The 11,972-nt window shown below is 60.7% G+C and carries 11 protein-coding genes; 7 read left to right on the plus strand and 4 right to left on the minus strand.

All coding sequences use genetic code 11. The features are described 5' to 3' along the window. Window positions 1-172: 172 nt before the first annotated feature. The 6 genes from Q1K29_RS11665 to Q1K29_RS11690 all read left to right on the plus strand — a co-directional run bounded on the left by Q1K29_RS11665 (window position 173) and on the right by Q1K29_RS11690 (window position 7,859). A complete protein-coding gene (locus Q1K29_RS11665) occupies window positions 173-649 on the plus strand; it encodes a MerR family DNA-binding transcriptional regulator (RefSeq protein ID WP_300394946.1) in 477 nt (158 codons plus the stop codon). Between the two features lie 91 nt (window positions 650-740). Next, complete coding sequence (locus Q1K29_RS11670) at window positions 741-2,522, plus strand: acyl-CoA dehydrogenase C-terminal domain-containing protein (RefSeq protein ID WP_300394948.1); 1,782 nt, start codon at window positions 741-743, stop codon at window positions 2,520-2,522. A gap of 161 nt (window positions 2,523-2,683) precedes the next feature. Next, complete coding sequence (locus Q1K29_RS11675; RefSeq protein WP_300394951.1) at window positions 2,684-3,847, plus strand: acyl-CoA dehydrogenase family protein; 1,164 nt, start codon at window positions 2,684-2,686, stop codon at window positions 3,845-3,847. Window positions 3,848-3,878: 31 nt separating this feature from the next. Further along, window positions 3,879-5,084 (plus strand): acetyl-CoA C-acetyltransferase, encoded by a 1,206-nt coding sequence (locus tag Q1K29_RS11680; protein WP_300394953.1) that lies wholly within the window; start codon window positions 3,879-3,881, stop codon window positions 5,082-5,084. A gap of 14 nt (window positions 5,085-5,098) precedes the next feature. Next, on the plus strand, window positions 5,099-7,330 hold the full coding sequence (locus Q1K29_RS11685; protein WP_300394956.1) for a 3-hydroxyacyl-CoA dehydrogenase NAD-binding domain-containing protein: 2,232 nt from the start codon (window positions 5,099-5,101) through the stop codon (window positions 7,328-7,330). Window positions 7,331-7,490: 160 nt separating this feature from the next. Continuing rightward, entirely contained in the window at window positions 7,491-7,859 is a 369-nt protein-coding gene (locus Q1K29_RS11690; protein WP_300394958.1) for a hypothetical protein, read from the plus strand. 80 nt (window positions 7,860-7,939) lie between these two features. Here Q1K29_RS11690 and Q1K29_RS11695 read toward each other — a convergent pair whose 3' ends face one another. Continuing rightward, the gene (locus tag Q1K29_RS11695) at window positions 7,940-8,599 is read right to left on the minus strand and encodes an OmpA family protein (protein ID WP_300394960.1); all 660 of its coding nucleotides are present in this window, start codon (window positions 8,597-8,599) and stop codon (window positions 7,940-7,942) included. A 116-nt stretch (window positions 8,600-8,715) separates the two neighbouring features. On the opposite strand from Q1K29_RS11695, the gene Q1K29_RS11700 reads away from it, so the two are divergent. Next, a complete protein-coding gene (locus Q1K29_RS11700; RefSeq protein WP_300394962.1) occupies window positions 8,716-9,387 on the plus strand; it encodes an SOS response-associated peptidase in 672 nt (223 codons plus the stop codon). 139 nt (window positions 9,388-9,526) lie between these two features. Here the strand turns inward: Q1K29_RS11700 and Q1K29_RS11705 are convergent, their stop codons facing one another. The 3 genes from Q1K29_RS11705 to Q1K29_RS11715 are packed head-to-tail and all read right to left on the minus strand — an operon-like array spanning window position 9,527 to window position 11,954. Beyond that, a complete protein-coding gene (locus Q1K29_RS11705; RefSeq protein ID WP_300394965.1) occupies window positions 9,527-10,576 on the minus strand; it encodes an alpha/beta hydrolase in 1,050 nt (349 codons plus the stop codon). A 13-nt stretch (window positions 10,577-10,589) separates the two neighbouring features. Continuing rightward, window positions 10,590-11,219: a TetR/AcrR family transcriptional regulator gene (locus Q1K29_RS11710; protein WP_300394967.1), complete on the minus strand. Its 630-nt coding sequence runs from the start codon at window positions 11,217-11,219 to the stop codon at window positions 10,590-10,592. 33 nt (window positions 11,220-11,252) lie between these two features. Beyond that, complete coding sequence (locus Q1K29_RS11715; RefSeq protein ID WP_300394969.1) at window positions 11,253-11,954, minus strand: DUF6498-containing protein; 702 nt, start codon at window positions 11,952-11,954, stop codon at window positions 11,253-11,255. Between the last annotated feature and the right edge of the window lie 18 nt (window positions 11,955-11,972).

The following is an 11,972-nucleotide window of genomic DNA, read 5'->3' on the forward strand; positions in this document are numbered from 1 at the left end:
GTAAGCTTCGTCTTAAAGCCCGGTTAAAAAGGTAAATTTACGGACATGAATTCTTCAGACTGCTGTCAGCCTTTTGAAAGTCCTCCGCGCGAAGCGTGGAAAAGCCCTTTACTTTGACGCAAACGGAAAGATGACGTTGACGTTCGCGTAAAGCCAGATATTATCCGGAATTATGCCTGATACAGCTTCTCTCTCCATTGCCGAGTCTCGCACCTACACGATCTCGGAACTCGCCCGCGAATTTGGCATCACGCCTCGCGCCCTGCGTTTCTATGAAGACAAGGACATGCTCCACCCGGCCCGGGACGGCATGACCCGCGTCTACTCTCATCGCGACCGCGCCCGCGTGACCATCATCGTCCGTATGAAGCGGCTCGGCCTGCCGCTCGCCGATATTCGCGAAATTCTCGACCTCTACGGCCTCGGCGACAATGAGCGCGCCCAGAAGCGCAAGACGCTCGAGAAATTCCGCAACCAGGTCGAGGAATTCGAAAACCAGCGCGAAGACATCGAGGTTGCCCTCGTCGAACTGCGCAAGGGGATCGAATGGCTCGAAAACGATCTCTCCAAGATCGGTCCGACCTCCGACCATGCAGAAAACGTTGCTGCTTATGATGCCGTCGCCCGCAAACAGCTCGACGACGCCTGAGCCTGCAATTTCCGCTCTATACCGGGGCTGACAGCGCGGCGTTTCACCTGCTAAGGGAAACGCCGCGAATTTCTATTCTGAGGGGTAATCCATGCCGCGTTATGATGCGCCCGTGCGCGAAATGCAGTTCATCTTCCATGATGTCCTGTCGCTGCAGAACTATTCAAATCTCGAGGGCTTTTCCGACGCGACCCCCGACATTGTCGACCAGATCCTCGAAGAGGGCGGAAAATTCGCCAAGGAAGTCCTGTTTCCGCTGAACCGCGTGGGCGACCAGCAAGGCTGCATCCGTCATGATGATGCCTCGGTAAAGACGCCGGACGGCTTTCCCGATGCCTACAAGCAGTTCATCGAGAATGGCTGGCCGCTTCTCTCCAAGCATGAAGATCATGGTGGCCAGGGCCTGCCGCACATGCTGGCGATTGCCCTGTCGGAGATGGTGTCTTCGGCGAACATGGCTTTCGGCATGTATCCGGGGCTGACCTCGGGCGCTTATGAAGCGCTGATGGCTGGCGGCTCCGATGAGCAGAAGGCGAAGTATGGGCCGAAAATGGCCTCCGGCGAGTGGGCCGGCACGATGAACCTCACCGAGCCGCAATGCGGGACCGATCTCGGCCTGATCAAGACGAAGGCCGTCCCGCAGGAGGATGGCTCCTACAAGATCACCGGCCAGAAAATCTGGATTTCCGGCGGCGAGCAGGACCTGACCGACAATATCGTTCACCTTGTCCTTGCCCGGATCGAGGGCGCGCCTGAAGGCATCAAGGGCATCTCGCTCTTCGTCGTGCCGAAATACATGGTCCAGGAAGATGGCTCCCTCGGCGAACGCAACGCAGTGGAATGCGGCGGCCTCGAGGAGAAGATGGGCATCCACGGCAACGCCACCTGCGTCATGAACTATGACGGCGCGACCGGCTGGCTTGTCGGCGAAGAGCACAAGGGCATGCGCACCATGTTCATCATGATGAACGAAGCGCGCCTCGGTGTCGGCCTTCAAGGCCTCGCCCAGGCCGAAGTTGCCTATCAGAACGCGGCCGATTTTGCCCGCGAGCGCCTGCAGAGCCGCTCGCTCACGGGCCCGAAAGCGCCGGAGAAGCCTGCTGATCCGATCATCGTGCACCCGGATGTCCGCCGCCTGCTGCTGGACAGCAAGGCCTTCATCGAGGGCGCGCGCATGTTCACCTACTGGACGGCGCTGCATGGCGACCTCCTGCACAAGTCACCCGACGAGAAAGTGCGCGAAAAGGCGGGCGACTACATGGCGCTGATGACGCCGGTGGTGAAAGCCTTCCTGACCGATCGCGGCCTGAAGGCCTGCAATGACGCGCTGCAGCTGCATGGCGGCACGGGCTTCACGACGGAACAGGGCGTCGAGCAATATGTCCGCGATGTTCGCATCACCCTGATCTATGAAGGCACGAATGGCATCCAGGCGCTTGACCTGGTCGGACGCAAGCTCGCGGCCAATGGCGGGCGCGCGATCTTCACCTTCTTCGCGGAGATGGACGACTTTATCGGCGCCAATGAGGACAATGAGGATCTCAAACCCTTCATCGACGGCCTGAAGGACGCCAAGGCGCAGCTGCAGGACGGCACCAACTGGCTGATGCAGAACGGCATGAGCGACTTCAACAATGCCGGCGCCGCCTCGACCGACTATCTCAACCTCTTCGGCCTGACGGCACTGGCCTATATGTGGGCGATGATGGCCAAGACGGCGGTGGAAAAACGCGGCCAGGACCCGTACTATGACGACAAGCTCGTTACGGGGCGCTATTTCGTGAGCCGGATCCTGCCGGAAACGACCGCGCACCTCGCCAAGCTCAAGACGGGCGCAGACCCGCTCATGGCGCTCGACGCCGAGCGCTTCTAGGGCCACGAAACACAGGACGGCCGGCCCTTTCCCGGCCGTCCCTCGAATAGCTGCAACATGACGTTGCGTGAGGACTCGCGCCACCAGAAGCCGAGCTTTATATGTTGACGTGAACGTAAACGACAACCTGTCGACGGATCACGCCAAGGGAGATGACCAGAATGCAGAACGTGCTCGACGTACCAGCCGCCAAGTGGCGCCAGGATGAAGAGATATCGATCTTTTCCGACGCGGTAGGGCAGTTCTTCGATCGGGAATGTAAGCCGCATGTCGAAGGCTGGCGCAAGCAGGGCTATGTGCCCCGCGACATGTGGAAGAAGGCGGGCGAGGCCGGTCTTCTCTGCGCCTCCATGCCGGAAGAATATGGCGGCGCGGGCGGTGACTTCCGCCACGAGGCGGTCATCATCGAACAGCAGCAGTGGAAGGGCATCGACGGCTTCGGCATCACGCTGCACAACGGCATCATTGCCCCCTACATCGAGGCGTTCGGGTCCGAGGAGCAGAAGAAGAACTGGCTGCCCAGGCTCGCCTCCGGTGACCTTGTCGCGGCCATCGCCATGACAGAGCCGGGCACCGGCTCCGATCTGCAGGCGGTGAAGACCACCGCCAAGAAGGACGGCAACCACTACGTCATCAACGGCCAGAAGACCTTCATCTCCAACGGCCAGACAGCCAACTTCATCGTCGTCGTGACCAAGACCGACCCGACTAAGGGCTCGAAAGGCATTTCGCTGATCTGCGTCGAGACCGACGAGGTCGAAGGCTTCGAACGCGGCCGTAATCTTGAAAAGATCGGGCAGAAAGCCGCGGATACGTCCGAGCTGTTCTTCAATGAAGTCCGCGTGCCGACCTCGAACCTGCTTGGCTCTGAAGAAGGCCAGGGCTTTATCCAGCTGATGCAGAAACTGCCGCAGGAGCGTCACATCATCGGGCTACAGGGTGTGGCCATGATCGAGCGCGCGATTGCCGAAACGGTCGAGTACGTCAAACAGCGCAAGGCCTTTGGCGGCACGATCTGGGATTTCCAGAACACCCAGTTCAAGCTCGCCGAATGCAAGACAGAAGCAACCGTTGCCAAGGTCTTCGCCGACCACTGCACCGAGCTGCTCATCCAGGGCAAGCTCGATGCGGCGACCGCGTCGATGTCGAAATACTGGATCAGCGATCTGCAGTGCAAGATCATCGACGAGTGCCTGCAGCTGCATGGCGGCTACGGCTATATGGACGAATACCCGATCGGCCAGATGTATGCCGACGCCCGCGTCCAGCGCATCTATGGCGGCGCGAATGAAGTCATGAAGATGCTCATCGCCCGCACAATGTAAATTCGAGAATTCCCCAGAAGGAGCCCCTGAAATGACTGAAGCCTATATTTACGACGCCGTGCGCACGCCGCGCGGCAAGGGCAAGAGCAGCGGGTCGCTGCACGAGATCACGTCCCTTTCGCTGGCCACGCAGGCCCTGCAGGCCGTGCGCGACCGCAACGAACTCGACACCAAACATGTCGATGATGTCGTCCTCGGCTGCGTCTCGCCGGTTGGCGAACAGGGCGCAGACATTGCCCGTATCGCCGTGCTGAACGCCGACTATGCCGAAACCACCGCCGGCGTTCAGGTCGACCGGTTCTGCGCGTCCGGCCTTGAGGCCTGCAACATGGCCGCTTCCAAGGTGATGACGGGCGAAGCCGACATGGCGATCGGCGGCGGCGTCGAAAGCATGTCGCGTGTTCCGATGGGCGCGGCCGGCGGCGCGTGGTCGGCTGACCCGCAGGTCGCCATCAAGACCTATTTCGCACCGCAAGGCATCGGGGCCGACACGATCGCCACCAAGTGGGGCTTCTCACGCGATGATGTCGACGCCTATGCCGTCGAGAGCCAGCAGCGTGCGGCCAAGGCCTGGAAAGAAAAGCGCTTCGAAAAATCCATCGTCCCGGTCAAGGACCAGATGGGTGCGGTCATCCTCGATCATGACGAGCACATGCGCCCGGATGCGAGCATGCAGTCGCTCGCCTCGCTGAACCCGTCCTTCGCAGGGATGGGCGGCATGGGCTTCGACGAGGTCATCAAACAGCGCTATCCGGAACTGGAAAGCATCGATCACGTCCACCATGCCGGGAACTCCTCAGGCATCGTGGATGGCGCGTCCGCTGTCCTCTTCGGCTCGAAGGAAATGGGTGAGCGCATGGGCCTCAAGCCGCGCGCCCGCATCAAGGCGATGGCCTCCATCGGCTCGGAACCGGGCATCATGCTGACCGGCCCGACAGCGGTGAGCCGCAAGGCGCTGATGAAGGCCGGCATGGATGTCGGCGATATCGACCTCTACGAGCTGAACGAAGCGTTCGCTTCGGTGCCGATGCTGATGATGCACCTTCTGGGCATCCCGCACGAGAAAATGAACGTGAATGGCGGCGCCATCGCCTTCGGTCACCCGCTCGGCGCAACCGGCGGCATGCTGCTCGGCACCATGGTCGACGAACTGGAGCGCTCCGACAAGGAAACCGCGCTCGTCACACTTTGCGTCGGCGCCGGCATGGGCACCGCCACGATTATCGAACGCGTTTAAGAGGTAGACTGAAGATGGAACTCGAAACCTTCAAATTCGACATTGACGGCGATGGCATTGCGCACGCTGTGTTCGACGTGCCGGGCCGCAGCATGAACACGCTGACCGGCAAGGCCGTCGCCGACATCGTGGCGATCGCCAAGGAAGTCGCCGGAAACGACAAGATCAAGGGTCTCGTCGTCTCCTCCGGCAAGCCGTCCGGTTTCTGCGCTGGCGCAGACCTCGGCGAGATGGGCAATCGCGCCGGATCGGCCGACAACAGTGCCAAGAGCGAAGACGAAAAACTCAAGGAGCGCTTCGAAGGCGGCTTCACGCTGAACAAGACGCTCCGCGAGCTTGAAACCTGCGGCAAGCCGGTGGCCTGCGCCCTGAACGGTCTCGCGCTTGGTGGCGGCCTCGAAGTCGCACTTGCCTGCCACTATCGCGTCGCAGCCGACGACAACCCGAAACAGCAATTCGGCCTGCCGGAAGCCAAGATCGGTCTCCTGCCGGGCGCCGGCGGCACGCAACGCCTGCCGCGTCTCGTTGGTGTACAGGCCGCGCTTCCGCTGATCCTCCAGGGCACCAGCTTCGACGCGAAGAAGGGCCACGAGATGGGCGTGATCAACGAACTCGCGCCGGGCGCAGAAGTCGTCGAGAAAGCCAAGGCCTGGGTGAAAGCCAATCCCGAAGCCAAGGCGCCGTGGGACGAAAAAGGCTTCAAGGTCCCGGGCGGTGTGGTTCACAAGAGCCCGGGCGCCGGCCAGGTCGCAACCATGTCCAACATGATGCTGGCGGCCAAGACCTACGGCAATTATCCGGCCCAGAAGAACATCCTGTCCTGCGTCTATGAAGGCATCCAGGTGCCGATCGATGCGGGTCTGCGCATCGAGACACGCTACTTCCTGAACACGCAGGCGCGCCCGGAAGCGAAAGCGATGATCCGCTCGCTCTTCCTGTCGACGCAGGCGCTCTCGAAGGGTGGCAACCGCCCCGAGGGTTATCCGAAGACGGAGTTCAAGAAGATCGCCGTCATCGGCGCCGGCCTGATGGGCGCAGGCATCGCCTATGTCCAGGCCAAGGCCGGTATTCCGACCGTGCTCGTCGACGTCTCCAAGGAAAACGCCGAGAAGGGCAAGGATTATTCCCGCCGTCTCGTCGAGAAGGACATCTCCCGTGGCAAGTCCACCAAGGAGAAGGGTGACAAGCTCCTCGATCTGATCACGACGACGGATGATTATAACGACGTCAAAGGCGCTGACCTCGTCGTCGAGGCCGTCTTCGAGAATGAAGAGCTGAAAGCCAAGATCACCCAGCAGGCCGAAGAGGTCCTCGGCGAGGATGCCGTGTTCGGCTCGAACACCTCCACACTTCCGATCACCGGCCTCGCAAAGGCGTCGAAGCGTCCGGAGAACTTCATCGGGATTCACTTCTTCTCGCCGGTGGAACGGATGGGTCTCGTCGAGATCATCTCGGGCGAAAAGACCTCCGAAGCCACGCTTGCCAAGGCGGTCGACTATGTCCTCGCCATCCGCAAGACGCCGATCGCGGTCAATGACTCGCGCGGTTTCTATACCTCGCGCTGCTTCGGCACCTACACCCGCGAAGGCATGGAAATGCTCGCCGAGGGCATCAAGCCGGCCATCATCGAGAATGTCGGGCGCCAGTCCGGTATGCCGATGGGCCCGCTGGAAGTGTCCGACTCCGTTGGTCTCGATACCGCTCTGAAGGTCACCCGCGCCACGGCGGAAGCCATGGGCGTCGACATCCAGAGCGATGATCGCACGCAATTCCTCGGCTGGCTGGTCGAGGATCAGGGCCGTGTCGGTCGCAAGGCCGGCAAGGGCTTCTACGACTATAATGAGAAGGGCAAGCCGGAACGGCTCTGGCCGGATCTCAACTCGCGCCTGGAAGTGAAGGTCGAGGAGTGTCCGCCGGATCTGAAGAAGCACCTGACCAACCGCTTCCTGGTGCGCCAGGCCATCGAGGTCGCCCGCTGCTTCGAGGAAGGCGTCATCACCGATGCCCGCGACGCCGACATCGGCTCCATCCTCGCCTGGGGCTTTGCGCCCTATACCGGCGGCTGCTGCTCCTATGTCGACCTGATCTGGGGCATCAAACCCTTCGTCGAAGAGGCCGAGAAGATGGAAGAGAAGTATGGCGAGCGCTTCAAGGTGCCTCAGCTTCTCAAGGACATGGCGGCCAAGGGCGAAGGCTTCTACGACCGCTTCCCGCCAGCTGACGCGAAACAGCCTGTGGCCGCCTAGGCACGACACAAGGTTTCAAACCATGAGAAAGCCGGGCAGCCTTGCCCGGCTTTTTTTATCAGCCAGACCTCTGGATCATGCCGGCACTTTACGTAATCTCCCCTATCGTACGTGCCCCCTGCCTCATTGATATGGTGAGGCAAATGATCGGAGATAAATAATGAGCTTCAAGAAAGTAGTGCTGCGCCTTGCCCGCAATCCCGGCTTTCCGTCCGGCGATGCGGAACGGGGCTATGTCGTGACGGCGCCCCTCAACGAAGACGGCGGGATCAATCTGGAGGAATGGCGCGCCAAACGCGAAAAGGCGACGGTTATCCGTTTCGATCCGGACCCGGATGAACGCGCCGATGGCTGGCTGACCCATCGCGGCAGTCACTGGTTCTTTCACTACGATGAAGATCATGAAGGCCCCGACGAGCCGACCTACCGGCTTGGCGAACACAAATTCGCTGTCGGTGAGTATGTGACGGTCAACAGCCATGAAGGCGATCCGCTGACCTACCAGGTCACCAGCGTCACGGACGCCTGAGGCCAACGCCGCCCTCCAACAGAAAAAAGGCCACAGGAACCATGTTCCCGTGGCCTTCTTTTTTCAGCTTTGCCTCAGGCCTAGTAGTTGTTGGCCTGGCCTTCCGTGACCGGGTTCAGCAGAATTTCGACCCGGCGGTTGGCGGCGCGGCCGGCTGCGGTGTCGTTGCTGGCAACCGGCTGGCGCTCACCCATGCCATAGGCATTGATGCGAACCGGCTGGACGCCCTGGCCCTGCAGGTAGTTGGCAACCGAATTTGCGCGGCGCTCGGACAGCTGCTGGTTGTAGTCGTCCGGACCATCGGCAGACGCGTGGCCAACGATATCGACAGCCGTACGCGGATATTCGACCAGCGTCTGGGCCACTTCATTCAGCGGACCGTAGAATTCCGGCTTCAGCTGCGCACTATCGAGCGAGAAGGTCACGCTGGACGGCATGGTGAGGGCGATCTGGTCGCCCTGGCGCTCGACCTGGATGTCGGTCCCGGCCGTACGCGCGCGCAGCTCCCGTTCCTGTTTGTCCATATATGTGCCGACCGCAGCACCCGCGAGGGCGCCGACAGCCGCGCCAATCGCGGCATTGCGGCCATCATCGCCGCCGGCAAGCGTGCCAAGGGCTGCGCCGGCAAGTGCGCCGCCGCCTGCGCCATAGGCTTGTCTTTCGGAAACGCCCATGCCGCTCTGGCAGGCCGTCGTAAAGGTCATGGCAGCCACGGCTGCGCCGATCATTATCTTCTTCATCTCGGAGATACTCCTCTTATTCAGCTCTGTTCTCGAGCAGTGTCACTCAGAACGTCCCTGCTTTCCTAACGTTCCGAGGCGTTTTCGTGACTGAACAATTTGTTTAACAAGAATTCATGTGCGGACGTTTCTTCAGACACGGTGTGACCTGGTCCGATTTCCAGGCCTGGCTCAACCTCATCCCCCCGGATGAGGTCGACCCGCCCGAGGCGACCTATAATGCCGCGCCCGGCTCCTATCAGCCGATCATTCGCCTGACCCGCGAAGGCCCGGCCGAGCTGGCACCGGCGATGTGGGGGCTTGTGCCCTCCTGGTGGAACAAGCCTCTCAAGGAGAAGACTTTCTCCACCTTCAATGCGAAATCAGAGACGGTGGCCCACAAGCCTGTCTTCCGGGGCGCCTTCCGTCACCATCGCTGCCTGGTCCCGGCGAGCGGCTATTATGAATGGACGGGCCGTGCTGGCGCGAAGACCCCATTTGCCGTGGGCCTGCGTAACCGGCGTCATTTCTGTTTTGCGGGCCTTTATGACGTGGCTCATATCGACGGCTCGGAACTGCACAGCTTCACCATCCTCACCACGACACCGAATGATGCGACCGCCGGGATCCACTACCGCATGCCGGTCATCCTGCATCCATCGGATTTCGATCGCTGGCTCGATACCGGCTATCGCAAGGTGGACGACCTGTTCGCCCCTTTTCCCGCGGAAGACACGCATGTCTGGCCTGTCGGGCCTGATGTCGGGAATGTCCGCAACAATCATTCAGGTCTGATTGATGAAACCTGACATCGACTGTGGCGTTAGTTTCATATTAATGACACTCAAGTGTCATAATTGAAACTGTCAGGCGGACCTCATGCGTATCATCTTCTTCTGTTTTGTCGGATTGCTCGCACTCGCGGCCTATGCCGCCTGAGGCCACGCTCTAATCATCCTCAATCTCAAAGCCTGCATAGGTCTCCGCGACCATGTCGGCGATTTCCTCACACGCTTCGCGCGCACGCTTGACCACGCCCGTGAAGGCCGTGAAGCCGTGGGCGAGGCTGTCATAGCATTTATACGTCACATCGACCTCTGAGCGTCTCAACAGCTCGGCATAGGCTGCCCCGTCATCGACAAGCGGGTCGAAGCCGGCGGTCACGATGATCGCGGGCGGAAGATCCTCTAGGCGTGTCTCGCGCGCCGGAGAAAGGCGCACATCGGCGCGGTCCTGCCCGTCCGGCAGGTACTGGTCCATGAACCAGCGCATCGTGTCAGCCGATAGCGGATAGGCTTCGCCGAAAGCGGTGTAGGACGGAAACTCGTTTTCCAGCTCGGTCGCCGGATAGATGAGCAGCTGCAGCATCGGCAGCGGCTTGCGCTCGCGCTTCATCTCCTGGGTCACGATGGCGGAGAAATTGCCGCCCATACTGTCGCCGCCAATCGTGGCGACACCAGCGGGGGCCCCAAGGGTCTCGGCTTTGCGCAAGGCCCACTCATAGGCGTCGATACAGTCCTGCAGCCCGGCCGGGAACTTGTGCTCAGGGGCCAGCCGGTAATCGACGGACACGATCGGGCAGCGCACGCGCTTGGCCAGGATCGAACAGAAGACATGCGATGTCTCCAGATCGCCAATCACCCCGCCCCCGAAATGCAGGTAGACCATGACCGGTGCCTTCGGATCCTGATTGTCAGGCCGGTAGATCCGCACCGGAATCTGGTGACGCCCGCTGGAGGGGATGGTGTCGTCAGTGGCGGTAACACCCGGTTCTGGCTGTTCAGCGAACATGGCGAGCCCCATGGCCGAGGCGGCGCGCGCCTCCTGCGGCGAGAGCGACGACATGGGCGGCTGTTGCTGCGCGCCATGTGCAATGAATTGGAATTGCGGATCGAGAACGCGGCCGTTGATCTCGACCGGCTTGCCGCCTGACAACTTCACCAGAAGATTGCCCGGCAGCTTCAACAGCAGTTTCGCAATGGTAACCTGAAGACTCATCGAATTACTTCCGTCAGTTTGGCTGTCTTGCGAGGCCCGTAACGCCGTCGAGCAGCAGGGTGGTCGCAAACCGGGCGGCGTTTTCAACATCGACCGGACGCCGCTGGAGCATATGATCCCCAAGCTCACGTGCAATCCCTATCGCGGCGGCAGTGAGATATTCAGAATCCTCGAGCGAGATATTGGCGGTCTGAGCCACCTGTTCGAGGTCCATCCGGATCTCATCGAAGATGGCATGCATTTCGGGTGTATCCACCCGCACACCGATCAGCGCCATATGCGGCGCCCCGCTGCTGATGGCGTCCTCGTTTTCAGTCTGCAGGAAGGTGAAGTAGGCCCCGTAGGCCGCCTGGATGTATTCCTCGAAGGACTGGGCTTTCTCACGCACCATCTGAAGCATCGGGCGGAAGCGGCGTGCGCTTTCATTGGCGATGGCCTCGAAGACTTCTTCCTTGGACCGGAAATAATTGTAGAAGGTGCCTGCGGCGAGGTCGGTCTCGCGGATGATATCGCGCACGGTGGTCGCATCGAAGCCAATGCGGGCAAACACCTGGCGGGCAGCCGCCAGGATCGCCTGCCGGTTTGCCGCCTTGGTCTGCGCCCTCTTTCCGTCAGGCCCACTGACCTTCGCAATCGACGTCATATGCTTTCCCCGCGCCTGTTGAATACCCAGCAATCAAATTGGTGACGCTTCGTCAACTTTATTCAATGATTCGCGCTGCGGTTGTATATGGCGCAGGTGAGACTGATAGACGCCCCACAACGCCCTCAACAGGATTAGTCCGAGCACCCCGATCATCGGCTGGCCGAAGGCGACCATCAGCCCGAAGCCTGCAAACAGTGCAAAATGCAGCAGGATGATGCGGCCATAAGGCTTCATCATTTCTGTCTGGATCGTGGCTTCACGGAAGGCGCCACGGCCCAGAAAATCGCGGACATAAAGAAACAACTGCAAGGCGATGATCGCGCCGACAAAGAGACCCATCTGCTCGCCTGTCGACAGGGCAAAGCCAACCAGCGTCAGAGGCCCCATGAAATCGGCCTCCGCCATTCCGCCAGACGCAGCAGCGGCAAAGACGGCGAGAAAGATCCCGTGCACGAAGCAGAACATGCCATAGTGAATGGTGAAAAAAGGCCCCAGGAAAGCGAGGCTGGCAACGCCGAACGGGCCGTTATTCGTACTCGCGGCCAGCATCCGCAAGAGCGTGACGCCGCCGATGATCAGGTTTTCGAGCCAGTAGAGGAAGACGAGCGCCGTCGCGTCCCAGCCAAACTGTATGAGCGCATAGATCGGAAACAGGTCGACCGCAAGTACGGCCCACGAAACCGGGTCGCGGTAGGTTTCAGCCAGCGCATCGGGTCTCAGCCAGCTCAACATGTCCCGGACCTACCCACC

Origin of the sequence: Henriciella sp., assembly GCF_029937755.1 — a bacterium.
In the GTDB taxonomy this organism is placed as follows: domain Bacteria; phylum Pseudomonadota; class Alphaproteobacteria; order Caulobacterales; family Hyphomonadaceae; genus Henriciella.